Below are 26689 nucleotides of genomic sequence, written 5' to 3'. Positions count from 1 at the left end.
TCATCCACCGAAGTGGACGGGGTATCAACTTCTGGCGTTGATTTTTGGCACGCTGTTGAGTTCTCAAGGAACGGACGCTTCCTTTGTACTCACCCGCAGCTACATTCGCTGGGGCTTTCCTCCGGGCTTTCGTTCTGTTCTTGCGCTTCCAACTCTACCAGATCATTTCCGTTGTCGTTTCCGACTTGGATTTGAATTCGGTGACCGTTGGGGGTCTTTGCCTTTCGGCGCTCCACCACATTAGCGCTTGTCCCTTGCCATTCATAATCGAGTGGCCGGCGAGGGAATTCGGGCATGCCGAATGGGACCCCGCCAGGGGTAAGTCGTAGGTAGTGGGTTGGCCGCTCCGGAGGTCTGCTGATGGCAGTGCCCCGTTCAAGCGGCTCGGGCTACGTTAGGCGTGTGGCCGGGTCGAGTCAAGTTGAGCGGCGGCGTGGCGCGTGGGCGCGGTACGGGCTCACCGTCGGGTCCTGGGTGATCCAGAAGCGGTACGGGTGAGCGGCGCCGGCTCCGCCGACTCCCGTGCGCGGGCCGCTGCTCACCAGGTCGGGCGAGGTGGGGATGCCGGCGAGGAGGGACAAGGGGGAATCGGGACCCGCACAGAGGTCGGTTCCGTCGAGGGAGCGGTCCACCTCCAGGGCGGTGGCCAGACGGGCCGGGCCTTTGGCCAGTTCTCTCGGGTTTCTGGCTGAAAGTCGACGTTTGGCGGCGAGGTCGGCGCCCGCCGTGATCTCCCCGGCTCGGATCAGGACCCCGCTCGCGTGGTCCGGTGGGCCGCACACGAGGTTGAGGCTGAACCACATGCCGTAGATGAAGTAGACGTACGCGTGTCCGGGCGGGCCGAACATCGATGCGTTCCGGGCCGTGCGGCCGCGGTAGGCGTGTGAGCCGGGATCGGACTCCCCCTCGTACGCCTCCACCTCCGTGATGCGCAGTTCGATGGGGCCGTCCGGGGTACGGCGCACCAGGGTGCGGCCGAGGAGGTCCGGGGCCACGATGAGGACCGGCCGGTCGAAGAAGGACCGGGACAGGGGCGTACGGTCGGGGCGCGCGCTCATCCGGTCGAGCCTAGTGGAACGCGCACACCTGCAACCGGGGCCTAAGGTTCCGCGTTGGTAAGGGGTAGGCGCGGCGTAGTGCCAGTCCTTAGATCCGTATCAGGGAGTTTGAGCATGGGGTTCAGGAAGCTGTTCGCGAGCCTGGGTGCCGGTGGTGCCTCGGTGGACACGATCATCACCGAGCCGAACGTCGTGCCGGGCGGAATCGTCCAGGGCGAGGTCCGGATCCAGGGCGGATCCGTGGAGCAGCAGATCGAGGGGCTGTCCGTCGGGCTGCAGGCGCGGGTCGAGGTCGAGGGTGGTGACCAGGAGTACAAGCAGGACGTGGTCTTCACGAAGCAGCGTCTCGGCGGTGCCTTCAAGGTGGAGGCCGGCGCGCTGCATGTGGTGCCGTTCGGGCTGGAGATCCCGTGGGAGACGCCGATCACCCACTTCGGGGGTCAGCACCTGCACGGGATGAACATCGGGGTGAGCACCGAGCTGGAGATCGCGCGCGCGGTGGACGCGGGTGACCTCGACCCGATCAACGTGCACCCGGTGCCGGCGCAGCAGGCGATCCTCGACGCGTTCCGTCAGCTCGGCTTCTCCTTCCGCAGCGCGGACATGGAGCGCGGGCACATCCGCGGGACGCGGCAGTCGCTGCCGTTCTACCAGGAGATCGAGTTCCTGCCGCCGTCGCAGTACCGCGGGCTGAACCAGGTCGAGCTGACCTTCATCTCGGACGGCCGGGAGATGGACGTCGTTCTGGAGATGGACAAGAAGCCGGGTCTGTTCAGCGAGGGCAGCGACACCTACCGCTGCTTCCAGGTGGGTCTGCAGTCGTACCAGAACACGGACTGGGCGGCGTACCTGAACCAGTGGATCGCTTCGGTGGGCTCGCAGCGCAACTGGTTCTGACCTGTCGGGACGTGGAGGGGCCGGGTCGCCGTGGCGGCCCGGCCCCTCCCCTTTCCGTGGTTGCCCGTGTGGCTACATGCGGGCGTAGTTCCCGGCGGCGAGGGTGTCGAAGGCGAGGTGTACGGCGGGGCTCGGGTCCGTTGCGGGCAGCGTGTTCGCGCGGAGGCCGTTCAGCTCGCCCGTGGTCAGGTGCCGGCGGTAGAGGCGGAAGTCGTCCAGGGAGCCGCTGAGCCGGGCCGGGCCGTACTGGTCCGTGCCGGGGCCGGGCGGCCGGCTGCCCAGGTGGAGCCCCAGAACCCCGAAGTTGTCGCTGTGGGTGAGGGAGCCCCGGGCCGGGGTCCCGGCGCTGAGGACCGGTGACTTCTCGGTGTCGTACGGGGTGAGGGTCAGGGTGAGCGTGTTGCCGGTGCGCATGAGGACCAGGTGGTGCCACTCACCGGGGTGGGTGCGGAAGGGTGTGTCCGCCACCTGTGTCACCGAGGTGGCGAGGTCGGTCTGCATGACGGCGACGATCTTCTGTTCGCCGGGTTCGGCGCGCAGCAGGAGGCTGCGTTCGGTGGTGCCGTCGCCGTAGGCCCAGGCGATCACCTGGTTGCCGGTGGTGGCGGTGGGGTCGTACTTGAGCCAGGTGGCGAGGGTGAAGTCGCCCTGGCCGAGTGCCTTGGAGCTCGTGTACGGGAGGCTGACGGAGCCGGTGCTGCCGTCGAGCCGGAGGGCGCTGCCGTGCTTGCCCGCGACGGGGCTCCCGCCGGCCACCGCGGCGTTGTTGTGGTGGACGGAGTGGTCGGGGGTGGACTGTGCGCCGGCCTGCGGGGCGGGGCGCATCACGTTGTGGATCTGGGTGTTGCCGATCTCCATGGACCACCGCAGGGCCGGACGGTCCTTGGGGTAGGAGTTCTCGCCCTTGGGCTTCGCGATGTTCGCGATCTCTCCCCCGGGGCCGTTGGAGAGGGCCCGGTGGTAGAGGCGGACGTCGTCCACGGCTCCGCCGTCGAGCACGTCCAGGGCGGTGGTGACGCCCTGCTTCGACCCGACGCGCAGCCCGAACGGGGCGGTGCCCTGCCGGGTGAACGAACCGGTGATGGCGGCGGACCTGAACGTGCTGTTCACACCGAGCGAGAACTGTCCGGCGTGCCTCCGGAGGGTGAGCAGCTGCCAGCCGTCGGCGGTGGCGGTGAGGGGCTGGGTCAGGATGACGACGGTGTCCGGGTCGGTCTCGGCGTAGGCCTTGACCTGGTAGTCGCTGCCCACGCGTTCGACACGGGCCCACAGGGAAGGGGTGTTGTCCGCGTTTCCGTACGCGCCGAGCAGTCTCTGGGGCGTGGTGAGCTTCGTGGAATGCCTGAACCACAGGGTGTACGTGAAGTCGTCCGCGCCGACGTCAAGGGTGGGGACGTACGGAACCTGCAGCCCGGGGTGCTTGCCCGAGACCTTGAGCGACGACTTGTCGATGCGGCCGACGTCGGATCCGGGGAAGCTTTCGTGGGTGGCGCCGAGGACGGAGGCGTCGGCGCCGTGGCCCGATACGTCGTCCATGATGGCCACGGGGGTCATGCCGGGGGCCTCGGCCGTGTCGGCGACCTGGAAGGGCAGCCAGGCGTCGGCGGCGGGTGCTCCCGGCCCCGGGTCGTTGTGGGTGAAGAGGGCGTCGAGCTGGGTGTCGTCGAGTGCCGCGCGGTGGACGCGGAACTCGTCGATGGTGCCCTTCAGCGTCTCCAGGTAGCTGCCCGGCCGGGCGCCCAGTCGGATGCCGTTGAAGGCGTCGGGCTGTCCGTCGGCGAGCCGGCCGAGGACCTGGCCGGTCCGGTCGGTCTTCGCGTCGTCGACCCGGAGGGTGATCGTGCCGCCGTCGCGGACGAGGGCGAGCCGGTGTGGCTTGCCGTCGCCGAAGGCCACCCCGTCCTTGTTCTCGGGCGGCTGCGGAACCTCGATGTCGGTCATGCCGTCGGTTCCGAACACCCTTGCCCAGATGCGGTTTTTCTCCGGGTTGGCGCGGATCCAGATCTGGGGTCGGCCGGGGCCCATGCCGTAGGCCCACAGGATGGTCCGGTCGGGGTCGGTGGTCTTGGTCGCGGTGTGGCTGAATTCGAGGGACAGCGTCAGCTTGCCGTCGTCGCCCGGAACGATGGACCGGCTGTACGGGACCTCGGCGTGGTCCCCGTCCTCCGCCAGTCGCAGGCGCTTGCCCCAGGTGCCGCGTTCCAGGGTGGCGTTCCCCGCGAGGTAGGCGTCGTTGGCCTGCGGGGTGCCGTCCGGGCTGGTGCGGCCGGCGGGCCGGGGGGTGAAGGCGGGCTTCGCCTTCAGCTCGGGGTGGTGCGGGAGGCCGAGGGTGGTGGGGTCGAGGGACCGGAAGCAGATGTTGGCCGACGACCATTCGCCGTCGGCCTTGCCCGGCGTCCCCGGCAGCCCGCCTTCGTGGACGAGGGCGAGGCGGCCGTTGTCGAGTTCGACGAGGTCGGAGTAGCCGGCCCGGCCGGTCTTGAGCGTGGCGCCCGCCTTCCAGCTCTTCCCCTCGTCCGTGGAGTAGTGGATCTTCAGGTTGTAGCGGTCGTTCGGGTTGCCCCGGTCGTCCGGGCCTTCGGTCCCCGGCGGTCGTCCCGTGGGCGCCGTGAGCACCATCAGGTCGCGGCTCTTCGCCTCGTAGGTCTTTTCGAGGGTGAGGACGGATGCCTGGACGCTGGGTGTCGTCAGGTCGGTCGTGGACTGGGCCGGGGTGGTCGTGGACGTCCCGCGGGTGATGGCGTAGGTGCGTGGCTGTGGTTGGTCGTACTCGCTCTTGTCGGGCCGCACCACCTTCGGCAGCGTTTCGTTGCGTGCCCCGACGTAGACGCTTCCGTCGGCGAGCTCGGCCACGGTGGCTTCGCCGGGCTTGGGCTTGTCGGTCCCGCCCGGGGTCCCGGTGGTCGCGTGGGGGTGCCAGTCGGCGCCCCCGGTGTCGCTGTAGAGGTATCCGGCGAGCCGGCCCTGCGGAGAGTCCTCGTAGGCGCCGACGACGAGGCGGCCCTTGTGGGCGCCGTTCTCCGCGGTGAGCTGGATGCCGTGGGCGGGTCCGGTGCCGAACCAGCCCGACGGGCTTCCGTTCTCGAAGCGGTCGACCTTCTTCGGGGCGGAGAACGTCAGTCCGTCGTCGAGGCTTTCCTGGGCGTACGCCGTGCGGGTCTCGCCGGGCGTGGGGATGGCGGCTTCACCGGTGGAGAGCAGGGAGATCCGGCCGGTGTCCAGGATGTCCACCACGGGTGACGGATTGCCCCGGGTGTGGGGCGCGTCCGGGTCGGTGCCGTCGCCGGAGGTGACGACGCGGACGGGGCCCCAGGTGGCGCCGTCGTTGGTCGAGCGGCGGACGACGATGTCGATGTCGCCGCGGTCCGCGCACGAAGGGGAGGTGCGCGCCTCGGCGAAGGCGAGCAGGCTGCCCTTCTTGGTCTTGACGATGGTGGGTATGCGGAAGCAGCCGTAGCCGGCCGCGCCGGACCGGAAGAGTATCTGGCCGCTCGTGGTGATTTCGGTGCCGCTCGCGCCGGCGGGCGGTGCGACCACGGCGGTGGCCATGCCGGCCAGGAGGGTTGCGGCGAGTCCGGCCCCCAGAGTTCTTGATCTTCGCATCGGGTCAAAGTAAACGACCGGCGAAAGCCCTAGGCTCCGGAGTGGAAGTTTGTCGATCACTCCAGGAGGAGTCCGCCGTGTCCGAGCCGAAGAGGCCGCCGCTCCCGCATGATTTCCACCCCGAGGTCCACCAGTTCACGGTGACCAGCGAGGACGTCTCCGATGGAGCCGATCTGCACGCGGCCCAGGTCCTCACGGGGAAGAACATCTCGCCGCAGCTGCGGTGGGAGGGCTTCCCCGAGGGAACGAAGAGCTTCGCCGTGACCTGCTTCGACCCGGACGCGCCCACGGGCAGCGGGTTCTGGCACTGGGTGCTCTTCGACCTGCCGGTGTCGGTGACGGAGCTGCCGGCCGGGGCGGGCAGCGGATCCTTCCCGGGGCTGCCGGAGGGGGCCTTGCACGCGCGGAACGACTACGGCACGAGGGACTTCGGCGGGGCGGCTCCGCCGCGCGGTGAGCGGCACCGCTACGTGTTCACCGTGTACGCGGTGGACCGGGAGCAGCTCGGCCCGGACGAGGACTCGTCCCCGGCGTCGGTCGGTTTCCATCTGCGGTTCCACGCCCTCGGGCGGGCTCAGCTGATCGCCCAGTACGAGTCGCCCGCCCGCTGATCGTTCTCCGAGCGTTTGCCCGGTCCTGGTCTAAAGAAGGCCGGGACCGGGCATTTTTATTGCGTTGTCCCGCGTGGCGCGCGCGGCCAGAGTGGTTGCGGGCCCAGCCGCCGGTGTGGTCGCGGGCCTGCACACGGGAGGTGGGCGAGATGCGGGACACGCTGGTGCTGAATGCGAGCTTCGAGCCGCTGTCGACGGTGACCCTGAACCGGGCTGTCGTCCTGGTACTGCAGGACAAGGCCGTCGTCGAACAGTCGCATCCCGAACTGCGCGTGCGCGCCGCCACCATGGATCTTCCGATGCCCCGGGTGATCAGGCTCTGCAGGTACGTACGGGTGCCCTTCCGAAGACATGCTCCCTGGTCGCGGAGGGGGGTGCTGGTCCGGGACCAGCACCGATGCGCGTACTGCGGGAAACGCGCGACGACCGTGGACCACGTACTGCCCCGGGCCCAGGGGGGCGGGGACACGTGGCTGAACACGGTGGCCTCCTGCGCCGAGGACAACCACCGCAAGGCGGCCCGGACTCCGGAGGAGGCGGGGATGCCGCTCCTCCGGAAGCCCTTCGTACCGTCTCCGGCGGACGCGATGCTGCTGGCCCTGGGGGTGGGCGCGCGGGAGGCCCTGCCGGAGTGGCTGGAGCGCTCCGCCTAGTCGGATACCCGCTCGCCGGGTAGTCGCGCGCGCTGAGCGGCGTAGGTTTTCTACGCCGCTCAGCGGACCAGCAGCTGGACGATGGCGAGGACGCCGACCGTCACGATGACCCCGCGCAGGACGGTCGGCGAGAGCCTGCGGCCGACCTTGGCGCCGATCTGGCCGCCGATGGTGGAGCCGACGGCGATGAGGAGGACGGCCGTCCAGTCGAAGTCGGCGACGAAGAGGAAGACGACGGCCGCGACGCCGTTCACCAGGGCGGCGATGACGTTCTTGACGGCGTTGATCCGTTGCAGGTCCTCGCGGAGCAGCAGGCCCATCAGGCCGAGGTAGAGCACGCCCTGGGCGGCTCCGAAGTAGCCTCCGTACGCGCTGGAGACCAGCATGCCGCCGAGCAGGACCGGGCCGCCGTCGGGGTGGCCCGTGTCGCCTCCGGCGGCTTCCTGCCGGCGGCGCAGGGCCGCCGCGAGCCTCGGCTGGAGGATGACGAGCACGAGCGCGAGTGCGATGAGGACGGGCACGATCGTGTCGAAGGAGTCCGACGGCAGGGTGAGGAGCAGGACCGCGCCCGCGAGTCCGCCGACGAGGGATACGGAGCCCAGCCGCAGGATGCGGGCCCGCTGGCCCTGGAGCTCCTTGCGGTAGCCGATGGCTCCGCTGATCGAACCGGGCACCAGGCCCAGGGTGTTGGACACGTTGGCGGTCACCGGCGGAAGGCCGGTGGCCAGCAGCACCGGGAAGGTGATCAGGGTGCCGGAGCCGACGATGGTGTTGATCGTGCCCGCGCCGATGCCGGCGGCGAAGACAGCGAGTGATTCCCAGATGGACATGGACGGTGCCATCCCCTTTGCATGAGTGAGTCGCCTCCCCGCCATGAAGGTCGAGGGGCCTCACCGATCATGCAGGAGGGGATGGCCGTTCAGTCGAGCGGGGGCTGTTCGCGGCGCTCCGCGGCGTCCTTGTCCCGTGCGGAGGGGATGCCGCCGCCGTCCTTGCCCGCGTTCTGCGGGTTGAAGCCGGAACCGCCGCCCATGGGGCCGAAGTTGCCCATGGCACCGGAGAGGCCCTTGAGGGCGTCGCCGATCTCGCTCGGCACGATCCAGAGCTTGTTGGCATCGCCCTCGGCGATCTTCGGGAGCATCTGGAGGTACTGGTAGGCGAGGAGCTTCTGGTCGGCGTCGCCGGCGTGGATGGACTCGAACACCGTACGGATGGCCTGGGCCTCACCCTCGGCGCGCAGTGCGGCGGCCTTGGCGTCACCCTCGGCGCGGAGGATGGAGGACTGCTTCTCACCTTCGGCGCGCAGGATCTCGGACTGCCGGACACCCTCGGCCTGGAGGATCGCGGCGCGCTTGTCGCGGTCGGCGCGCATCTGCTTCTCCATCGAGTCCTGGATGGAGGTCGGCGGCTCGATGGCCTTGAGCTCGACGCGGTTGACGCGGATGCCCCACTTGCCGGTGGCCTCGTCGAGGACCCCGCGCAGGGCGGCGTTGATCTCCTCGCGGGAGGTGAGGGTCCGCTCCAGGTCCATGCCGCCGATGATGTTGCGCAGCGTGGTGACGGTGAGCTGCTCGATGGCCTGGATGTAGCTGGCCACTTCGTACGTCGCGGCCCGGGCGTCGGTCACCTGGTAGTAGATGACCGTGTCGATGTTGACGACCAGGTTGTCCTGGGTGATGACCGGCTGCGGCGGGAAGGGGACGACCTGTTCGCGGAGGTCGATGCGGTTGCGGATCGAGTCGATGAACGGGACGACGATGTTGAGGCCCGCGTTGAGCGTGCGGGTGTAGCGGCCGAACCGCTCGACGATGGCGGCGCTGGCCTGCGGGATCACCTGGATCGTCTTGACCAGTGCGATGAAGACCAGAACCACCAGAATGATCAGGACGATGATGATCGGTTGCATGCGGTTCCCGTGCCCTTCCGGCTGTCTGTGCTGCCCCGTTGAGCGGAGTCTCGCAGACCCGCGGGCTGCGAGCAGGCTGCTTGTCACATCACGACGGCGGTCGCCCCGTCGATCTCCACGACGTCCACGGACTGGCCCGGTTCGAAACTGGTGTCCGTGTCGAGGGTGCGCGCCGACCAGATCTCGCCGGCGAGCTTGATGCGTCCTCCGCTGCCGTCGACCCGTTCGAGGACGACGGCCGTTCTGCCCCTCAACGCGTCGATGCCGCTGCGGTGTTGGGGGCGCTGGTCGCGGTGCCGGTTGGCGATGGGCCGGACGACGGCGATGAGCGCGACCGACACGATCACGAAGACCAGGACCTGTGCCACCACTCCCCCGCCGAGGGCCGCGGTGACGGAGGCCGCCACGGCGCCGACGGCGAACATGCCGAACTCCGGCATCGCCGTCAGGACGAGGGGGATGCCCAGTCCGACCGCGCCGATGAGCCACCACACCCATGCGTCGATGTCCACATGGTCATGGTAGGTCCGGCGGGCGCGGTCCGGACAGGGTGCGGGGGGCCGTTACTGACCCAGGGGAAGGCCCTGGGCGGTCCAGCGGTCGCTCCCGTTGCGCTCGACGACCAGGGGGAGGCCGAAGCAGAGCGAGAGGTTGCGGGAGGTGAGTTCGAGGTCGATGGGGCCCGCCGTGACGACCTTGCCCTGACGGATCATCAGGACGTGGGTGAAGCCGGGGGCGATCTCCTCGACGTGGTGCGTGACCATGACCATGGAGGGGGCGAGCGGGTCGCGGGCGAGCCGGCCGAGGCGGCGTACGAGGTCCTCGCGGCCGCCGAGGTCCAGGCCGGCGGCGGGCTCGTCGAGGAGCAGCAGCTCGGGGTCGGTCATCAGGGCGCGGGCGATCAGCGTGCGCTTGCGCTCGCCCTCGGAGAGGGTGCCGAACCTCCGGTCGAGGTACTCGGTCATGCCGAGGCGGTCGAGGAAGGCGCGGGCGCGCTGCTCGTCGATCTCCTCGTACTCCTCCTGCCAGGTCGCCGTCATGCCGTAGGCGGCGGTGAGGACGGTCTCCAGGACGGTCTGCCGCTTGGGCAGCTTGTCGGCCATCGCGATGCCGGCGATGCCGATGCGGGGGCGCAGCTCGAACACGTCGGTGCCGGGCTTGCCGAGGGTGCCGCCGAGGATGGTGGCGGTGCCCTTGGTGGGGTAGAGGTAGCTGGAGGCGAGGTTCAGCAGTGTGGTCTTGCCGGCGCCGTTGGGGCCGAGGATCACCCAGCGCTCGCCCTCCTTCACCGACCAGGAGACCTGGTCCACCAGAGCCCGGCCCTCGCGGACCACGGATACGTCCACCAGCTCCAGAACATCGCTCATGAGCGTGTTGTCACCCCTTGCAGTCACGGTTCTCTGTGCGCCGGTAGACGCAGCCCCAGGGGAAAACCTACGCCACTCGGAGAGGGGTCCGGGGCCGGGGCCCGGTGCCGGGTCCGATCCGTAAAGTGGGGGGATGCTTTTCGAACCACGTTCAGGGCGGCTGGCCGCCTGGGGGAACGCACTGCTGGCCGGTCTGGTCTCGCCCGACGAGGCCGTTTTGTCGATCGTGGGCGAGGACGCCGTGCACCGGGTGGAGGGGCTGCCGGGCGAGTCGGGTCCGGTGGGGCTCACCCTGGCGCTCGGCCGGATGCGGGCGCTGGGGGTGACGGGGCTGCGGGTGGCGCTGCCGGCGCCGGGGCATCCGCTGGGGCTGAGCGGGCCGCCGGAGTTCAATGCGCGGGCGCTGGAGGCCGAGGAGGCCGTGGTGTGCGCGGGGGCCGCGCTGGGGCTCGTACCCGAGGTCGACGAGGTGGGGCCCGAGGGTGATGTGCACGTGTCGGTGACCTGGCACTGCCTGCCGGTACGGGAGGCGCCGCCGGCCGACGTGCCGTCGCTGAGCGAGGCGGAGCGGGAGCTGGCGGAGGCGCTGCGCGAGGCCACGGTGGCGCTGACCCGGCTGGACGTGGCCGGGTCGGGGCCGGTGGCGGAGGCGGCGCTGTCGGCGTACCGGGCGCGGGCGGAGGCGGGGCGGGACGCGCTGGCGCCGGGGTATCCGGCGCGGGCGGTGCGGGTGCTGGCGCTGGCGCAGCGGGTGGACCTGATGGTGTCGCTGGCGTACGAGAACGGGCACGGGGGTGCGGTGGCCGCCTCGGAGATGGCGGCGCGGGCGGAGGCGTTGCGGCCGGTGGAGCGGGTGGCGCGGCGGGCGCTGGTCGCGGCGTACAACTCGGCCGTCGAGGGGGGCTAGGCCGGGCCGGCTGCGCCGGGGCTCCTGGGGCTCCGCCCCAGACCCCGCGCCTCAAACGCCGGCAAGGCTGAAAGAGCCCGGGCTCCGACCCGGACCCCGCAACCCCGCGCCTCGGACGTTGGCGCGGCCGAAAGACCCGGGGCTCCGCCCCGCACCCCGCTCCTCAAACGCCGGAGGGGCTGGATGTGCCAGGCGGAGCCGGTTCCGTGCCGAGCAGGCCCGAGCCGCCGGCGGACGGAGTCCGGCGCAGCGGCCCGAAGCCTGCGGAGCAGTGCGAGGGCTGCGTCAGATGCAGACGTGCCGCGGCCCCGCTTCCCGGGGAGAGGGGGGAAGCGGGGCCGTGGTGTGTGCGCGCTGCTACGCGGGCCCGAGCCGACCGACGGACGGAGTCCGGCGCAGCGGCCCGAAGCCTGCGGAGCAGTGCGAGGGGTGCATCAAGAATTGACTCCGGTGTTGCCGAAGGCGGGGTTGAGCAGGCCGATCACGTTGACCGTGTTGCCGACCACGTTCACGGGGACGTGGACCGGGACCTGGAGCAGGTTCCCGGAGGCCACGCCGGGCGAGTTCAGGGCCTCGCCCTCCGCCGACGCACCGCCGTGCGCCGAGGAGACACCGGCGCCGGCGGCCAGGAGGCCGCCCGCGATCATGGTGACGGCTGCGGCCTTCTTGAAGTTCTTCACGTTCTCGTCCTCCAGTACGTCTGCCGCGACCAGCCGTCGCGGCACGCCATGGAGAACGGCCGCCCCCGCGGTGGGGATACGCCATGTGGGCGACATACACCCGACCGTATGAATCTCAGTCCGGAAGCAGACGGTCCGATTTACGTCGCTTATTCGGCGAGTCCGTGCCTGACCGCCCACAATGCGGCCTGAGTCCGGTCGGAAAGGTCCAACTTCATCAGGATGTTCGAGACGTGGGTCTTGACCGTCTTCTCCGACAGCACCAGCGCGCGGGCGATCTCGCGGTTGGAGCGGCCGTCCGCGATCAGGCCGAGCACCTCGCGCTCGCGGTCGGTCAGCGAGCCGGGCCGGCCCGCCGAGGGGCTCTGGTCCTCCTGGGAGAGCAGGGCCACCGCCACCTCCGGCTGGAGCAGCACGTGGCCCGCGTGGACGGAGCGGATGGCTCCGGCCAGGGCGTCCGGGTCGATGTCCTTGTAGACGTATCCCGCGGCGCCGGCCCGCAGGGCGGGGACCACGGTCCGCTGCTCCGTGAAGCTGGTGACGATCAGCACCCGCGCCGGGTTCGCCAGCTCGCGCAGCCTGCGCAGTGCCTCGATCCCGTCGGTGCCCGGCATCTTGATGTCCATGAGGATCACGTCGGGCCGCAGTTCCTCGGCGCGGGCGATGCCCTCCTCGCCGTCGGAGGCCTCGCCGACGACCTCGATGTCCTCCTGGACCTCCAGGAAGGTGCGCAGGCCGCGCCGGACCACCTGGTGGTCGTCGACCAGCAGGACGCGAACGCGGCTGCCGCCGCGGCCGGGGCTGTCAGCCACCGGGTACCTCCATCTCGATGGTCGTGCCCTGACCGGGCTCCGAGTGCACGGTGAGCCGGCCGCCGACGCCGTCGGCGCGGTCCCGCATGGAGACCAGGCCCAGGTGACGGCCCGCCCGGCGGACGAACCGGGGGTCGAAGCCCTTGCCGGAGTCGACGACCTTGAGGACGGCGCCGCCGGCGGGGGTCCGGGTGAGGGCGACCTCGACGCGGTCGCCGCCGGAGTGGCGCAGGGCGTTGTGGAGGGCCTCCTGGGCGACGCGGAGGACCGCTTCCTCCTGGGTCGCGGGGAGGGCCCGTACGCCGTCACAGGTGAAGGTGACGTGCGCGGTGTGTGCACGGTCGAGTACGTGGACGTGCGTGCGCAGGGTGGCGACCAGTCCGTCCTCGTCCAGTGCGGCGGGGCGGAGCTCGGTCACGGCGGCGCGCAGTTCGTCGGCGGCCTCCGCGGCCAGGGCGGCCACCTGCTGGAGCTCGTCCTTGGCGCGGGCCGGATCGCGGTCGACGAGGGCGGCGGCGGCCTGGGCGGTGAGCCGGAGCGAGAAGAGCTTCTGGCTGACGGCGTCGTGCAGCTCGTGGGCGAGCCGGGAGCGCTCCTCGGCGATGGTGAGCTCGCGGCTGCGCTCGTAGAGGCGGGCGTTGGTGAGGGCGATGGCCGCGTGCTGGGCGAGGAGGGAGAGGAGCTCCTGGTCCTCGTCGGTGAAGCCGCACGGCCGGCCCGGGGCGCTCCGCTTGTTCGCGAGGAAGATCGCGGCGAGGGTCTCCTCGCCGTCCCGGACCGGCATGCCGAGGAAGTCGGACATGTCGGGGTGGGCGGCGGGCCAGCCCTCGAAGCGGGGGTCCTCGCGTACGTCGGCCAGCCGCTGGGGGCCGTCCTCGTGGAGCATCGCGGCGAGGATGCCGTGCTGGCGGGGCAGCGGGCCGATGCGGCGCCACTGTTCCGCGCTGATGCCGTCCACGACGAACTGGGCGAAGCCGCCGTGGTCGTCCGGGACGCCCAGGGCCGCGTACTCGGCGTCCAGGAGCTCGCGGGCCGACGCGACGATCGTGCGCAGGACGTCACGGACCTCCAGGCGGCGGCTCATGGCGAGCAGCGCGGTGCTCACCGCGGCCAGGCCGCTGCGGGGTCCGCCCGGTAGGGGGCTTGCGGTCATGGCCTCACCGTACCCGCGGCCGTGACCTGCGGGATCGGGCCGGGGCATCCCCCGATGGACGTAGGTCCAAGGGACCTGTGCGGGTGGGGCCCGCGGCCGACGCGGCGCCGGGCGGGCCCTTCCTAGGTTGGGGGCATCTGCTGATCGGGACGGAAGAGGGCGAGGAGCTGTCATGTCGGTGGCGATCGTGACGGGGGCGTCCAGGGGGCTCGGCCGGGCACTGGCCGGGGAGCTGGCGGCGCGGGGCTGGGACCTGGTGCTGAGTGCACGGGGGGCGGCGGCGCTGGAGGAGGCGGCGGCCGCGCTGGAGCGGCCGGGAGGCGTACACGTGGTGCCGGTGGCCGGGGACGTGTCCTCGGGGGAGCACCGGGCGGCGCTGGTGACGGCGGCGCGGGGGCTGGGCGGGCTGGACCTGCTGGTGAACAACGCGGGGGTGCTGGGTGCGGAGCCTCTGGTTCCGCTGGCGGTGCATCCGCTGGACGGGCTGCGCGAGGCGTTCGAGGTCAATGTGGTGGGGGCGCTGGGGCTGGTCCAGGAGGCGCTGCCGCTGCTGCGGGCGGCGGAGGCCGGGGCGGTGCTGAACATCAGCTCGGACGCGGCGGTGGTGGCGTACGCGACGTGGGGTGCGTACGGGGCGACCAAGGCGGCGGGGGATCTGCTGTCGGGCGTGCTGGCGGTGGAGGAGCCGGGGCTGCGGGTGTGGTGGGCGGACCCGGGCTCGATGCGGACGCGGATGATGGCGGCGGCCGAGCCCGGGGAGGACCTGACGGCGCTGGCGACGCCGGAGGAGGTGGCCCCGGCGCTGCTGCGGCTGGTGGCGGAGGGCCTGCCGAGCGGGCGCTACACGGCCGATGCCCTGTCGGCAGGTGCGGGGTGAGTGTGGGGCGGCTCCGGGAAGGGGGACTGTATATACCGGACATTCCGCCGGAGCTGCTGGCCCGGGTTCCGGCCGAGCAGCGGGGTCCGGGGCTCGGGCGGGACGCGGTGCGGCTGCTGGTGTCCGGGGCGGGCGGGGAGGTGTCGCTGCGTGCCTTCCGCGAGCTGCCGGAGCTGCTGCGGGCCGGGGACGTCCTGGTGGTGAACACGTCGACGACGCTGGCGGCCGCCGTGGACGCCCGGCTCGGCGGCGAGGAGCTGGTCGTGCACTTCTCGACCCGGGGCGACGACGGCCGCTGGGCGGTGGAGCTGCGCGCCCCGGCGGGCAGGGGGACGACGCGGCCCCGCGCCGGGGGTCCCCCGGGGGCGGTGGTGGAGCTGCCGGGCGGGCGGGCCCTCGTACTGGAGGAGCCGCTGGCGGCGGGGGCGGACCGGCTGTGGTGGGCGCGGCCCGTACGGGAGGGGGACGGCGTACCGGCGCTGCTGCGGGCGTACGGGCGGCCGATCCGGTACGGGTACACGGAGCGGGACCAGCCGCTGTCGGCCTACCAGACGGTGTTCGCGGTGCCGGCCGCCGACGGCTCGGGCTCGGCGGAGATGCCGAGTGCGGGGCGGCCCTTCACGGCGGAGCTGGTGGCGCGGCTGGTGAGCCGGGGGGTGCAGTTCGCCCCGCTGACCCTGCACACGGGGGTGGCCTCGCAGGAGGCGCACGAGCCGCCGTACCCGGAGCGGTACGAGGTGCCGGCGACCACGGCCTGGCTGGTGAACGCCGCGCGGGCGACCCAACCGGAAGGGGCGGCGCGCAGCGCCTCGATGAGGGGTGGTGGCCGGGCGACGGGAGGGAGGGTGATCGCGGTGGGGACCACGGCGGTGCGGGCCCTGGAGTCGGCCGCGGACGCCCGCGGGGTGGTGCGCCCGGCCGGCGGGTGGACCGACCTGGTGGTGACGCCGGAGCGCGGGGTTCGGGTGGTGGACGGGCTGCTGACCGGGCTGCACGAGCCCGAGGCGTCCCACCTGCTGATGCTGGAAGCGGTCGCGGGGCGGGCCGCCGTACGGCTCGGGTATGCCGAGGCGCTGGCCCGTCTCTGCCTTTGGCACGAGTTCGGGGACGTCCATCTGCTACTCAAGGATGAGAACCGTGACGGGTTGAATTGCTCCAGCAACGCACGGTGAGACCGTAACGTGCCCGATGTGAGCCCGCACATAGGACCCACATCACTTACGAAGCTCCCTAGTGGACAGGTAAAGGTCCTGTCAGCACGGGCGCGCGTAGCGCCGAGGCCGCACTTCCGGCCTCGGCGCCCGTGCGTGATCCACTAAGCGGGATCGTACGTCACACCTTTGCCACAGGATTTTGCCGCCGCTAAGAATTGCTCCCGTCGCACAGCACCGCGGATCCCCGGATCCACAAAGCGCCTTCCTGCGACTCCCGCTATTCGAAGAGGTTGCCCCGCCATGTCTGCTTCCCGCACCCCCGGTCACAGTCGTCTGACGAAGGCACACAAGCTGTCCATTGCCGGCGTCGCCACGTTCAGTGCCGCCGCGCTCGCCTTCTCCCTCGTCCCGGCCGACACCGCCGAGGCCGGGACGGTCAACGCCGCTCCCGTCGCCTGGACCAAGGTCGTCGACGCCGCGCAGACGCAGGCCGTGCAGCAGCACCTCTCCGCGCAGCAGGTCGTCGCCGACAAGAAGGCCAAGGACGCGGAGAAGGCCAAGGCCGAGGCCGCCGCGAAGAAGGCCCGCGCGCAGAAGGAGGCCGCGAGCCGCTCCGCCGCCCGCACCCCCGTCTTCGCGAACAACCTGGACGGCTGGATCAAGGAAGCCCTCTTCATCATGAAGAAGGAGGGCATTCCGGGTACCTACGCCGGAATCCACAAGAACATCATGCGCGAGTCCAGCGGTAACCCGATGGCGATCAACAACTGGGACATCAACGCCCAGAACGGCATCCCCAGCAAGGGTCTGCTCCAGGTCATCTACCCGACCTTCAAGGCGTACCACGTCAAGGGCACCAAGTTCGACCAGTACGACCCGGTCGCCAACATCGTCGCCGCCTGCAACTACGCGGCCGACCGCTACGGCTCGATGGACAACGTCAACAGCGCCTACTAGGCCACTGGCGGATCCCGTCCCCCCACGCGCCTCAGGGCGGCACCCGGACTTCCGGGTGCCGCCCTGAGGCGTTTCGTGCGTACGGGCCCCGCGTACGGGTCCCGCCGCGGGCTACTTGCCGGCGCGCATGACCTCGGGCTCGTGGCGGCGCAGCAGGCGCTGCACCAGGAAGCCGCAGGCGATGCCGAGGAGCAGCAGGACGGTGATGTTCAGGCTCCACTGGCCGACCGTGGCGTCCCAGAGCGGGTCGGTGTTGGTCGGGTTGTCGCGGTCCCACGGCGGCATGAGCTTGCCGAGGTTCAGCGTGGTGCCGGCGGCGGCGACGGCCCAGCGGGACGGCATCAGCCAGGCGAACTGCTCCAGGCCCGGCGAGTCGTAGACCTGGAAGAGGATGCCGGTGAAGACGACCTGGACGATCGCGAACATGACCAGCAGCGGCATGGTCTTCTCGGCGGTCTTCACCAGCGAGGAGATCACCAGGCCGAACATCATCGAGGTGAAGCCGAGCGCGATGACCGACAGGCAGAGCTCGACGGCCGGCGGCATCAGCAGGCCCTCGGCGGGCAGATCGCGCGGGAAGAAGCCGATCCCGCAGATGATCACGCCCTGGATGGCCGTGATGACGCCGAGGACGATCACCTTCGACATGAGGTACGCCGACCGGGACAGGCCGGTCGCGCGCTCACGCTCGTAGATGACGCGTTCCTTGATCAGCTCACGGACCGAGTTGGCGGCGCCCGAGAAGCACATGCCGACCGCGAGGATCAGCATGATCGTGCCGGCGTCGCCGTTGAACTGGGACGGCGGCTTCGGCGGCGCGAGGCCGAAGGTCGCGGGGATGACCGTGGAGACCACGCCGAGGACCGCGGGCAGGATCAGCATCAGGCCGATGAAGCCCTTGTCGGAGGCGATCACCGAGACGTAGCGGCGGATCAGCGTCCACAGCTGCGAGCCCCAGCCCTGCGGCTTGGGCGGCATCATCTGCTGCGGCGACGGCATCGCGACGGACTGCGGGGCGACCGCGTCGATGTCGGCGGCGTACAGCTGGTAGTGCTGCGAGCCCTTCCAGCGGCCGGCCCAGTCGTAGTCGCGGTAGTTCTCGAAGGCCGAGAAGACGTCCGCCCACGTGGTGTAGCCGAAGAAGTTCAGCGCCTCGTCCGGCGGGCCGAAGTACGCGACCGAACCGCCCGGGGCCATGACCAGCAGCTTGTCGCAGATGGCCAGCTCGGCGACCGAGTGGGTGACGACGAGGACCGTGCGGCCGTCGTCGGCGAGGCCGCGCAGCAGCTGCATGACGTCGCGGTCCATGCCCGGGTCGAGGCCGGAGGTCGGCTCGTCCAGGAAGATCAGCGAGGGCTTGGTGAGCAGCTCCAGGGCCACGGACACGCGCTTGCGCTGACCACCGGAGAGCGCGGTGATCTTCTTGTCCTTGTGGATGTCGAGCTTGAGCTCGCGCAGCACCTCGTCGATGCGGGCGGCGCGCTCGGACTCGGCGGTGTCGCCGGGGAAGCGGAGCTTGGCCGCGTACTTGAGGGCGGTGCTGACCTTCAGCTCCTTGTGCAGGATGTCGTCCTGCGGGACCAGGCCGATGCGCTGGCGGAGCTCCGCGAACTGCTTGTACAGGTTGCGGTTGTCGTACAGGACGTCGCCCTGGTCGGCGGGCCGGTAACCGGTCAGCGCCTTGAGCAGGGTGGACTTGCCGGAGCCGGAGGGGCCGATGACGCCGATCAGCGACTTCTCCGGGACGCCGAAGGTGACGTCCTTCAGGATCTGCTTGCCGCCGTCGACGGTGACCGTGAGGTGGCGGGCCGAGAAGGAGACCTCGCCGGTGTCGACGAACTCCTCGAGGCGGTCGCCGACGATCCGGAACGTCGAGTGGCCGACGCCGACGATGTCGTTCGGGCCGAGCAGCGCGGTGCCGGACTTGGCCAGCGGCTGGCCGTTGACGTAGGTGCCGTTGTGGCTGCCGAGGTCGTGGATCTCGAAGCGGCCGCCGGGCATCGAGCGGAACTCGGCGTGGTGGCGGGAGACCTGGAGGTCGGAGACCACCAGCTCGTTCTCCAGCGCACGGCCGATCCGCATGACGTGGCCCATCGAGAGCTGGTGGAACGTCGTCGGGCTGCGGTCGCCGTAGGCCGGGGCCCCGCCCTGAGCCGGGTGGGGCGCGCCGCCGCCCTGCTGGTGCGGGAGGTGCGCCTGCGGCTGCTGTTGGTACGGAGCCTGCTGCTGCGCCCAGGCCTGCTGCTGGGGCTGCTGCGGGGCCTGGTACGCCGGGGCCTGCGGCTGGGCGTACGCCGGGGCCTGCTGGGCCGGGGCCTGCGGCTGGGCGTACGCCGGGGCCTGCTGGGCCGGGGCCTGCTGGGCCACGGCCGGCTGCGGCGCGGCGGCGGCGCTCAGATTCAGCCGCGGGCCGTCGGTCGCGTTGCCCAGGTGGACCGGCGTGCCGGGCACGAGCGGGGTCTGCTGGACCCGCGCCCCGTGCACGTAGGTGCCGTTGGTGCTGCCGTGGTCCTCGATGCCCCAACTCTGGCCGTTCCAGGCGATCGTGGCATGCCGCCACGACACCCGCGCGTCGTCGATCACCACGTCTCCCTGGGGATCACGCCCCAGCGAGTACGACCTGGACGGATCGAGCGTCCAGGTCCTTCCATTCAATTCCAGTACGAGTTCCGGCACTCCAGCCCCACTTAAGTCCCCCGAGAATCCCCCATGACGTCAGGGAGTCTAGGGATGGCGAACATCCGGGGGAACTATTTCAGGCCCACAGCCGTATGTGGAATCCGGGCCTTGCCGGGGCGTCTACGACTGCCCGTTGACGGGGTCGAAAGTCACCCGGAGAGTGAGATACGGGACTTCTCGCCCGGAGGTCCCCTCGCGTACCGCTCGGTAGGCATCGGGGGTTCACCGCATGCGCCGCATTCGTTGGGGAGACGTGCTCGTGTCCGCGGTCGCCGCCGTGGGCTGGTGCCTGATCGTGATGGCGGGGGTGGCCGGGCTGGGGCTGCACCTGCTGGGCGCCGACGCCGCGGGAGGGTCGCTCGGGGCGATGACGGCCGCCGTGGTGGTCCTCGCGGTCGGTGGAACCGTGGCCCCCTCCGGTGACGTCTCGGTTTTCGGAACGGTCGGGGCGGGTGCCGAAACCTCCCTGGACGTCATGCCGTTGGGAGTGGCGCTGGCCGGGGCGTTGGTGCTGGGGTGCGTGTTCGTACGCTCGCTACGGGCCGGGGCCGGCCCCGGTGAGACGGCCGCCCGGGTCCTCGTGCTCACGGCGCTGTTCGTCGCGACGGCGGGCGGACTGGCGTGGGCCGGGCACGACGTGGTCACCCTCGACGGGACGATGCTGCCCAAGACCCCGGCGAGGGTGGAGATCCCGGGGATCGGGGACATCGGCGGGCTGCTCCCGGACCGCATCGGGGACCTGATCGAGACGCGGACCCGGATCGGGTTCTCGGTGGAGACCGGGCCGACGCTGCTGGGCGCGGGGCTGTGGGCGCTCGGCGTGCTGGCGGTGGCCCTGTTGGTCTCGCGGCGCGGGCCGGCCGCGCTCGCCCGGATCCGCCCGGCCGCCTCGGCGGTGGTGGTGATGCTGCTGGTCGCGGTGGCGGCCGGACTGGCCGCGGCGGTGTGGGCGGCACTGGACGACGCCCATCCGCGGCGGGTCGTCGGGGCCGCGCTGCTGGGGGCACCGAACGGGAGCTGGCTGGGGGTGCTGCTGGGGCTGTTCGTCCCGGTGCGCGGCCGGGCCGAGGGGGAGCCGGCCCGGCTGCTGCCCGATCCGCTGGACGACCTGCTGGCCGGGTCCGTGCAGCAGCCGGTGACGGTGGCGCGCCTCGCGGAGTACGACGCCCGGGTCTGGCTGCTGGTCGTGGGGGTGGCCCTGCTGCTGCTCTCCGCGGGCGTGCTGGCGGCCGTACGGACTCCCGTGCGCGGCCCGGGGCGCGGGGTGCTCGGGTGCGCGGCGCGGCTGTCGGCGGTGACGGCGGTGGCCCTGGCGGGGCTGGTGTGGCTGACGGGGCTGTCGGCGGACGCGTCGTTGGCGGTGCTGGGGGTGGACGCGGTGGACGCCGGGGTGGAACTGCGGGGGTCCGTGCCGCTCGCTCTCCTGCTGGGGGCGGTGTGGGGGGCGGGGGCCGGGGCGGCGGGTGCGGTCCTGGCGCCCCGACGCCGGGGAGCCCTGCCGGGCGGGGCCGGTGCGCCGGGGCCCGCCGCGCCGGGGTGGCCCGACCGGGGGTGGCCCGATCCGGAGGCGCCGACGGCCGGGTACCCCGGGGGCATCTACGGGCCGCGGGGTCCGCGGGGCCCGCGGGGCGGGTCGGGCGGGGAGGCGGACGGCTCGTGGGACGTGACGGTGACCGGCGTCCCGCCGTGGTCTCCCAGGCCGCCGAAGCCGCCGCGCCGGGAGCCCTTCACCCCGCCTCCGCCGCCGGGAGCCCCGCCTCCCCCGCCGAAGCCTCCGGCGCCGCCGCGGTGAGGCTCGCGCAGGGCCGCTGCGCGGAGCCTCTCCCCGCCCCGCCCTTTCTCCGTTTCCCCGGGCGCTGCCCGGACCCTCCCCCAGACTTCGTCCGGGGGGACCCCCACTCAAACGCCGGCGGGGCTGAAAGACCTGGGGCTCCGCCCCAGACCCCGCGCCTCAAACGCCGGCGGGGCTGAAAAATCCAGCCCCGCCGGCGTTTGAGGCGGTCTTTCAGCCCGTCCGGCGATTGAGGACCGGGGTTCGGGGCGGAGCCCCGGTCTTGGAGCCTCGCCGGTGATCGGGGCGCGGGGTTCAAGACGTGGGACGGGGGTCCTGGGGGCGGGGTCGGGAAGATACGGTGAGGGCACCATGAGCGCATCGCAGACCTCCGACGTCCCCACCCTCCTCGTCAAGATCTTCGGCAAGGACCGTCCCGGGATCACCGCCGGGCTGTTCGACACCCTCGCCGCCTACTCCGTCGATGTCGTCGACATCGAGCAGGTCGTCACCCGTGGCCGCATCGTCCTGTGCGCCCTCGTCACCAAGCCCGCCGGCGGCGCCGAAGGCGACCTGCGGGCCACCGTCCACAGCTGGGCCGAGTCCCTCAAGATGCAGGCCGAGATCCTCTCCGGCACCGGTGACAACCGGCCGCGCGGCAGCGGCCGCTCCCATGTCACCGTGCTCGGGCACCCGCTCACCGCCGAGTCCACGGCCGCCATCGCCGCCCGGATCACCGAGACCGGCGGCAACATCGACCGTATCTTCCGCCTGGCCAAGTACCCCGTGACGGCGGTGGAGTTCGCCGTCTCCGGAGTCGAGACCGAGCCGCTGCGCACCGCCCTGGCCACCGCCTCCGTCCACATCGGCGTGGACGTGGCCGTGGTCTCGGCCGGACTGCACCGCCGGGCCCAGCGCCTGGTCGTCATGGACGTGGACTCGACCCTCATCCAGGACGAGGTCATCGAGCTGTTCGCCGCGCACGCCGGATGCGAGGCGGAGGTCGCCGAGGTCACCGAGCGGGCCATGCGCGGCGAGCTGGACTTCGAGCAGTCGCTGCACGCCCGGGTGGCGCTGCTGGCGGGCCTGGACGCCTCCGTCGTGGAGAAGGTCCGCACCGAGGTGCAGCTGACCCCGGGTGCCCGGACCCTGATCCGTACGCTCAAGCGGCTCGGCTACCAGGTGGGCGTGGTCTCGGGCGGGTTCACCCAGGTCACGGACGATCTGCGGGAGCGGCTGGGGCTGGACTTCGCCTCCGCCAACACGCTGGAGATCGTCGACGGGAAGCTGACGGGCAAGGTCACCGGCGAGATCGTGGACCGGGCGGGCAAGGCCCGGCTGCTGCGGCGCTTCGCCGCCGAGGCCGGGGTGCCGCTGGCCCAGACGGTGGCCATCGGCGACGGGGCCAACGACCTGGACATGCTGAACGCGGCCGGGCTCGGCGTGGCCTTCAACGCCAAGCCGGTGGTCCGCGAGGCCGCGCACACGGCGGTGAACGTGCCCTTCCTGGACGCGGTGCTGTACCTGCTCGGGATCACCCGCGAGGAGGTCGAGGCCGCCGATCTGGCCTGACCACCGGGACACGAAACGGGATGCGGACGGGCCCCGGCTGCCGATGCGGCTGCCGGGGCCCGTTCGCGCGTACGCGGCCGGTCGGGGCCGTCAGTGCCCCTTGGGGGTCCAGTAGTCGAGCAGGGTGCCCACCCCGTGCTCCACGGACTTCCACGATCCGGTGAAGGAGACGACGGCGAGGGCCGCGGTCGGGAATCCCGTACGGGTCATCCTCGCGAGGGTGTCTCCCTCCGCACGCCCGGAGAGGGCGTCGGCGAGGGCGTGCATGCCGGGGTTGTGGCCGATGACGAGGAGGTCGGAGACCTCGTCGGAGGTCTCGTTCAGCAGGGCGATGAGCTCGCCCAGCGAGGCGTCGTAGAGCCTCTCCTCGTAGTGGGTCTTGGGCCGGTGCGGCATCTCCTGGACGGCGAGCTTCCAGGTCTCTCGGGTGCGGGCCGCGGTGGAGCAGAGGGCCAGGTCGAAGACGATGCCGGTCTCGGCGAGCTTCAGACCGACGGCCGGCGCGTCCTTGCGGCCGCGTTCCGCCAGCGGGCGGTCGTGGTCGGACACCTCGGGCCAGTCGGCCTTGGCGTGCCGGAGGAGGGCGATCCTGCGGGGTGTGTCGGCGCTCATGACTCCCAGCTTCCCATGAAAGGAGCCACGGGGCGCAGGGTGTTGAGGGGGCTCACCCCGGGAGGTGAGGGGCGCTCGGGAGGTCAGCCGACGGCGCGCAGGAGCTGCTCCGCGACCTGGACCAGGGAGGAGGCCTCGCCGGTGGCGGCGTGGGCCTCGCCGGAGCCGGCGAGGAGCATCAGCAGGAGGCCGAAGGCGAGGGCGGGCAGGGCCAGCGCCCACCAGTGCAGCCGGGCGCTCGCGCCGGCGGTGGCGCGGGCCCGGGGGGCGGTGACGGACGGGAGGGACCGGGTGTGCGTGGGGGCCGACATGGCCGCCTCCGTGGGTGTGCGGACGGGACTGGCTCGCTGTTCACGAATCTATGGATCCGGTGCGGCCGTTCCCATCCGGGGCACACCCCACTTCACCCTGAGCCTGACCCCCTAGGGGTGGTGGGGTTGTCCCCACCCTCGGGGCTCAGGGTTCCGGACTCAGGGTTCAGGGCTCAGGGCGAGGCGATCGTGGCGATCACCGAGATGATCACGGTGATGCCGAGGATCGCGCCGAGCACGAGGCCGAGCTTCTTGCGGCCGTTCTGCGGGTTCGGTTCAAGTACGGGCGACATGCCGGTCAGTCTCGCATGCCGCATTCGTCCTCGATCGTGCGGTCCCGGCCCGCCAGGATTCCCAGCACGACCTGCGGCACGAGCAGGCCCGCCATCAGGGCGAGCGGCAGGTCCCAGCCGCCGCTGTGCTGGTAGAGGGTGCCGATGACGAGCGGGCCGGGGATGGAGATGAGGTAGCCGGTGCTCTGGGCGAACGCGGAGAGCCTGACCACGCCGGCCGGGGACTTGGCGCGCAGCCCGATCATGGTGATGACGAGGGGGAACGCGCAGTTGGAGATGCCGAGCAGGAGCGCCCAGGCCCAGGCTCCGGCGGCGGGGGCGAAGTAGAGCCCGAGGTAGCCGGTGAGGCCGAAGGCGCCCAGGACGGCGGCGATGGCGCCCTGGTTCTTCATCCGGGCGGCGAGGCCCGGGATGACGAAGGCGAGCGGGACGCCCATGACCATGGTGACGGCGAGCAGCACGCCGGCGGTGGAGGCGGAGACCCCGGCGTCGCGGAAGATCTGCGGGAGCCAGCCCATGGTGATGTACGCGCCCGTGGCCTGGAGGCCGAAGTAGCAGGCGAGGGCCCAGGCGGTGCGGCTGCGGACGACCCGCGGGCCGGCGTCGGCCCGTACGGCGGTACCCGCGCCGGCGGCGGCCGCGGCCGTGGCCCGCTCGGCGCGCCGGGAGGCGCGGGCGACGGGCAGCCAGGGCAGTACGGCGACCAGGGCGAGCACGGCCCAGATCAGCAGGCCGGCGCGCCAGCTGCCGCCGAGGGCGCCGGTCAGCGGGACGGTCGCGGCGGCGGCGAGCGAGGTGCCCGCGGCCAGGGCCATGGAGTACAGGCCGGTCATGGTGCCGACCCGGTCCGGGAAGTAGCGCTTGACGATCACCGGGAGCAGGACGTTGGTGAGGGCTATGCCGGCCAGGGAGAGGGCGCTGGCGGCCAGGAAGCCCGCGGCCCCGCTCGTGAAGGGGCGGATCAGCAGGCCGGTGGCGACGGCGGCCATGCCGGCGCAGACGACGGCGGCCGGGCCGAAGCGGCGGGAGAGCCGGGGCGCGGTGACGCCGAAGACGGCGAAGCAGAGGGCGGGGACGGAGGTGATCAGTCCGGCGACGGTGCCGCTCATGCCGAGACCCGTACGGGTCTCCTCGAAGAGGGCGCCGAGGCTGGTGATGGCGGGCCGCAGGTTGAGGGCGGCCAGCACGATTCCGACGATGAGCACCGGGCCGAGCCAGGTCGGCTGCGCCGTCGCGTGCGGGGTGGCGGCGGCGGCCTGCCCCGCGGGCCGGCGGCTCCCGGCGGACCGGTCGAGCGTCTGGATTTCTTCGTCGGACATCCCGCCATCATAGAATCATGGGATGATTGGTTGTCCAGTCGCTCTTGAGAGGAACCCATGCCGCTGACGTCGCCACGGCGCTCCCAACTCGTCGATCAGGTGATCGCCCAGCTGCGGAACCAGATCACCTCCGGCGAGTGGCCGGTCGGCGCCCGCATCCCGACCGAGCCGGAGCTCGTCGAGCTGCTCGGCGTCGCCCGCAACACGGTGCGCGAGGCCGTGCGGGCGCTGGCGCACAACGGCCTCCTGGACATCCGGCAGGGCTCGGGCACGTACGTCATCGCCACCAGCGAGCTGGCCGGCGTCATGCACCGCCGGTTCGCCGGTGCCGAGCCGCGGCACATCGCCGAGCTGCGTTCGACGCTGGAGTCCTCGGCGGCCCGGCTGGCGGCGGAGCGGCGCACCGAGCGGGACCTCGTACAGCTGGACGCGCTGCTGGCGCGCCGCGAGGAGGCCTGGGCGGGCGGGGACGCGGAGGTCTTCGTGGCCGCGGACGTGAGCCTGCACATGGCGGTGGTGACGGCCTCGCACAACGAGGTGCTGATCGGGCTGTACGCGGACCTCGGCGACCTGGTGGCCGACTGGCTGCGGGCTGACGTGGGCACCGATCTGCATCCGTCGGCCCATCTGGACCACGCGCGGCTGATCGAGGCGATCCGGCGCGGGGACGGGGACGCGGCGGCCTCGGAGGCGGCGGGCTACCCCTTCGCCTGCCTCGGCAAGAGCACGGACGGCACGGACAGGGCCGGCGAGAGAGCAGGCGGCGGGAGCACGGACAGGGCCGGGGATCCGCTCACGCCCGCTGGTGGGTGATCCAGGCCGAGCGGACCTCTTTCCAGCAGCGGCCGGTGAGCTCCACCCGGCCGGCCGGTCCGACGGGAACGGCGGCGCCGTCGCCGTCCACGTCCCACCAGCGGTCGCATTCGACGTGCAGCCGCAGCAGGTCGGTGTCCGGGTAGGAGTTGTGGCAGTTCGCCGTCACCAGCGAGCCCTCGATCGTGGTGTCGCAGTCGGCTCCGAAGAGTTCCCGCGCGGCGGGGCGCGAGGGCTGGGCGGGGGGCTCGGCGGGGATCTCGTCGAGCTCGACGACGGCCGGGGCCACCGCTTCGGGGCCGGGCGCCGATTCGTCTCCCACGGGCTGCGCGGCCGCTCCGGGGACCAGGAGTCCGGTCAGGATCACCGAGGTGACCAGCATCGATACGGTTCGGCTCGGCCTCGCTCGCACTCCTACCCTCCTCCCCGCAGGAGCCGGGAAGATCCCGGCCTGGCCAGTTTGCAGGCATCTGCCCTGGTTTTCGACTTGGGAAGATCCGGTCGGCCGGTGAACATACGAGCGATCGACGCCCCCTGACCACGTGAAACGGCGGCGGGCCCCCCCCCCCCGGGGGGGCCCCGGCCCCCCCCCCGCGGGGGGGGGGGGCCCGGCCCGGGGGGAGGGCCCCCCACCCGGGCGGCCGCCCCCCCCCTGGCCCCAATCCCCCGGGGGGGAGGGGGACC

At 71.9% G+C, this 26689-nt stretch carries 26 protein-coding genes; 11 read left to right on the top strand and 15 right to left on the bottom strand.

What is annotated here, in order from left to right; translation table 11 throughout:
* Nucleotides 1-244: hypothetical protein (locus ACIPYQ_RS34005; RefSeq protein ID WP_401257913.1), on the top strand; the 244-nt coding region annotated here is incomplete at its 5' end.
* Nucleotides 245-416: 172 nt separating this feature from the next.
* Here the strand turns inward: ACIPYQ_RS34005 and ACIPYQ_RS34000 are convergent.
* Nucleotides 417-1058: a DNA-3-methyladenine glycosylase gene (locus ACIPYQ_RS34000; RefSeq protein ID WP_401257912.1), complete on the bottom strand. Its 642-nt coding sequence runs from the start codon at nucleotides 1056-1058 to the stop codon at nucleotides 417-419.
* 114 nt (nucleotides 1059-1172) lie between these two features.
* Between ACIPYQ_RS34000 and ACIPYQ_RS33995 the strand changes: the two genes are divergently transcribed.
* Nucleotides 1173-1955 carry a sporulation protein gene (locus tag ACIPYQ_RS33995; RefSeq protein WP_361757379.1) on the top strand — a complete coding sequence of 261 codons (783 nt, stop codon included), beginning with the start codon at nucleotides 1173-1175 and terminating at the stop codon, nucleotides 1953-1955.
* 72 nt (nucleotides 1956-2027) lie between these two features.
* On the opposite strand, the gene ACIPYQ_RS33990 is transcribed toward ACIPYQ_RS33995, so the two are convergent.
* Nucleotides 2028-5558, bottom strand: coding sequence for a LamG-like jellyroll fold domain-containing protein (locus ACIPYQ_RS33990; RefSeq protein WP_401257911.1), 3531 nt, complete (start codon nucleotides 5556-5558; stop codon nucleotides 2028-2030).
* A gap of 77 nt (nucleotides 5559-5635) precedes the next feature.
* On the opposite strand from ACIPYQ_RS33990, the gene ACIPYQ_RS33985 reads away from it, so the two are divergent.
* Nucleotides 5636-6169 (top strand): YbhB/YbcL family Raf kinase inhibitor-like protein, encoded by a 534-nt coding sequence (locus ACIPYQ_RS33985; protein WP_401257910.1) that lies wholly within the window; start codon nucleotides 5636-5638, stop codon nucleotides 6167-6169.
* 149 nt (nucleotides 6170-6318) lie between these two features.
* Nucleotides 6319-6822, top strand: coding sequence for an HNH endonuclease (locus ACIPYQ_RS33980; protein WP_030717062.1), 504 nt, complete (start codon nucleotides 6319-6321; stop codon nucleotides 6820-6822).
* Between the two features lie 59 nt (nucleotides 6823-6881).
* Here ACIPYQ_RS33980 and ACIPYQ_RS33975 read toward each other — a convergent pair whose 3' ends face one another.
* The 4 genes from ACIPYQ_RS33975 to ACIPYQ_RS33960 all read right to left on the bottom strand — a co-directional run bounded on the left by ACIPYQ_RS33975 (nucleotide 6882) and on the right by ACIPYQ_RS33960 (nucleotide 10095).
* Complete coding sequence (locus ACIPYQ_RS33975; protein WP_361757369.1) at nucleotides 6882-7652, bottom strand: sulfite exporter TauE/SafE family protein; 771 nt, start codon at nucleotides 7650-7652, stop codon at nucleotides 6882-6884.
* 89 nt (nucleotides 7653-7741) lie between these two features.
* Nucleotides 7742-8728, bottom strand: coding sequence for an SPFH domain-containing protein (locus tag ACIPYQ_RS33970; RefSeq protein WP_401257908.1), 987 nt, complete (start codon nucleotides 8726-8728; stop codon nucleotides 7742-7744).
* Between the two features lie 83 nt (nucleotides 8729-8811).
* A complete protein-coding gene (locus tag ACIPYQ_RS33965; protein ID WP_327413158.1) occupies nucleotides 8812-9240 on the bottom strand; it encodes an NfeD family protein in 429 nt (142 codons plus the stop codon).
* Nucleotides 9241-9291: 51 nt separating this feature from the next.
* A complete protein-coding gene (locus tag ACIPYQ_RS33960) occupies nucleotides 9292-10095 on the bottom strand; it encodes an ABC transporter ATP-binding protein (protein ID WP_361757362.1) in 804 nt (267 codons plus the stop codon).
* A 133-nt stretch (nucleotides 10096-10228) separates the two neighbouring features.
* Here ACIPYQ_RS33960 and ACIPYQ_RS33955 point away from each other — a divergent pair, with 133 nt between their 5' ends.
* Nucleotides 10229-11002 carry a hypothetical protein gene (locus ACIPYQ_RS33955; RefSeq protein WP_361757359.1) on the top strand — a complete coding sequence of 258 codons (774 nt, stop codon included), beginning with the start codon at nucleotides 10229-10231 and terminating at the stop codon, nucleotides 11000-11002.
* Nucleotides 11003-11436: 434 nt separating this feature from the next.
* Here ACIPYQ_RS33955 and ACIPYQ_RS33950 read toward each other — a convergent pair whose 3' ends face one another.
* From ACIPYQ_RS33950 to ACIPYQ_RS33940, 3 genes are all read right to left on the bottom strand, one after another.
* On the bottom strand, nucleotides 11437-11682 hold the full coding sequence (locus ACIPYQ_RS33950) for a chaplin (RefSeq protein ID WP_361757396.1): 246 nt from the start codon (nucleotides 11680-11682) through the stop codon (nucleotides 11437-11439).
* 149 nt (nucleotides 11683-11831) lie between these two features.
* A complete protein-coding gene (locus ACIPYQ_RS33945; RefSeq protein ID WP_401257906.1) occupies nucleotides 11832-12494 on the bottom strand; it encodes a response regulator in 663 nt (220 codons plus the stop codon).
* Nucleotides 12487-13647 carry a GAF domain-containing sensor histidine kinase gene (locus tag ACIPYQ_RS33940; protein ID WP_401257905.1) on the bottom strand — a complete coding sequence of 387 codons (1161 nt, stop codon included), beginning with the start codon at nucleotides 13645-13647 and terminating at the stop codon, nucleotides 12487-12489. The genes ACIPYQ_RS33945 and ACIPYQ_RS33940 overlap by 8 nt, the downstream gene beginning before the upstream one ends.
* A 172-nt stretch (nucleotides 13648-13819) precedes the next feature.
* On the opposite strand from ACIPYQ_RS33940, the gene ACIPYQ_RS33935 reads away from it, so the two are divergent.
* From ACIPYQ_RS33935 to ACIPYQ_RS33925, 3 genes are all read left to right on the top strand, one after another.
* Nucleotides 13820-14524: an SDR family NAD(P)-dependent oxidoreductase gene (locus ACIPYQ_RS33935; RefSeq protein ID WP_401257903.1), complete on the top strand. Its 705-nt coding sequence runs from the start codon at nucleotides 13820-13822 to the stop codon at nucleotides 14522-14524.
* A gap of 2 nt (nucleotides 14525-14526) precedes the next feature.
* Entirely contained in the window at nucleotides 14527-15696 is a 1170-nt protein-coding gene (locus ACIPYQ_RS33930) for an S-adenosylmethionine:tRNA ribosyltransferase-isomerase (protein WP_401257901.1), read from the top strand.
* Between the two features lie 282 nt (nucleotides 15697-15978).
* On the top strand, nucleotides 15979-16635 hold the full coding sequence (locus ACIPYQ_RS33925; protein WP_401257899.1) for a transglycosylase SLT domain-containing protein: 657 nt from the start codon (nucleotides 15979-15981) through the stop codon (nucleotides 16633-16635).
* 111 nt (nucleotides 16636-16746) lie between these two features.
* Here ACIPYQ_RS33925 and ACIPYQ_RS33920 read toward each other — a convergent pair whose 3' ends face one another.
* Nucleotides 16747-19290, bottom strand: a complete 2544-nt coding sequence (locus tag ACIPYQ_RS33920) for an FHA domain-containing protein (RefSeq protein WP_401257930.1) — start codon at nucleotides 19288-19290, stop codon at nucleotides 16747-16749.
* 253 nt (nucleotides 19291-19543) lie between these two features.
* On the opposite strand from ACIPYQ_RS33920, the gene ACIPYQ_RS33915 reads away from it, so the two are divergent.
* Both ACIPYQ_RS33915 and serB read left to right on the top strand, forming a co-directional pair.
* Entirely contained in the window at nucleotides 19544-21106 is a 1563-nt protein-coding gene (locus ACIPYQ_RS33915; protein ID WP_401257898.1) for a streptophobe family protein, read from the top strand.
* 351 nt (nucleotides 21107-21457) lie between these two features.
* Complete coding sequence (gene serB / locus ACIPYQ_RS33910) at nucleotides 21458-22657, top strand: phosphoserine phosphatase SerB (protein ID WP_401257897.1); 1200 nt, start codon at nucleotides 21458-21460, stop codon at nucleotides 22655-22657.
* A 90-nt stretch (nucleotides 22658-22747) separates the two neighbouring features.
* Here the strand turns inward: serB and ACIPYQ_RS33905 are convergent, their stop codons facing one another.
* From ACIPYQ_RS33905 to ACIPYQ_RS33890, 4 genes are all read right to left on the bottom strand, one after another.
* Nucleotides 22748-23269, bottom strand: coding sequence for a histidine phosphatase family protein (locus tag ACIPYQ_RS33905; protein ID WP_361757335.1), 522 nt, complete (start codon nucleotides 23267-23269; stop codon nucleotides 22748-22750).
* An 83-nt stretch (nucleotides 23270-23352) separates the two neighbouring features.
* The gene (locus tag ACIPYQ_RS33900; RefSeq protein WP_401257896.1) at nucleotides 23353-23580 is read right to left on the bottom strand and encodes a hypothetical protein; all 228 of its coding nucleotides are present in this window, start codon (nucleotides 23578-23580) and stop codon (nucleotides 23353-23355) included.
* Nucleotides 23581-23753: 173 nt separating this feature from the next.
* Nucleotides 23754-23873 carry an SGM_5486 family transporter-associated protein gene (locus tag ACIPYQ_RS33895; RefSeq protein WP_361757329.1) on the bottom strand — a complete coding sequence of 40 codons (120 nt, stop codon included), beginning with the start codon at nucleotides 23871-23873 and terminating at the stop codon, nucleotides 23754-23756.
* A 5-nt stretch (nucleotides 23874-23878) separates the two neighbouring features.
* Nucleotides 23879-25192 carry a CynX/NimT family MFS transporter gene (locus tag ACIPYQ_RS33890; protein WP_401257895.1) on the bottom strand — a complete coding sequence of 438 codons (1314 nt, stop codon included), beginning with the start codon at nucleotides 25190-25192 and terminating at the stop codon, nucleotides 23879-23881.
* A gap of 57 nt (nucleotides 25193-25249) precedes the next feature.
* Here ACIPYQ_RS33890 and ACIPYQ_RS33885 point away from each other — a divergent pair, with 57 nt between their 5' ends.
* Nucleotides 25250-26005: a FadR/GntR family transcriptional regulator gene (locus ACIPYQ_RS33885; protein ID WP_401257893.1), complete on the top strand. Its 756-nt coding sequence runs from the start codon at nucleotides 25250-25252 to the stop codon at nucleotides 26003-26005.
* On the opposite strand, the gene ACIPYQ_RS33880 is transcribed toward ACIPYQ_RS33885, so the two are convergent.
* On the bottom strand, nucleotides 25986-26417 hold the full coding sequence (locus tag ACIPYQ_RS33880; protein ID WP_401257892.1) for a hypothetical protein: 432 nt from the start codon (nucleotides 26415-26417) through the stop codon (nucleotides 25986-25988). The two genes, ACIPYQ_RS33885 and ACIPYQ_RS33880, sit on opposite strands and share 20 nt — an antisense overlap.
* Nucleotides 26418-26689: the final 272 nt, after the last annotated feature.

It is taken from the genome of Streptomyces sp. NPDC090045, from assembly GCF_044747975.1.
In the GTDB taxonomy this organism is placed as follows: Bacteria; Actinomycetota; Actinomycetes; order Streptomycetales; family Streptomycetaceae; genus Streptomyces.
The sequence above is the reverse complement of the archived record's forward strand: the minus strand, read 5'-3'. Positions and strand labels throughout refer to the sequence as shown.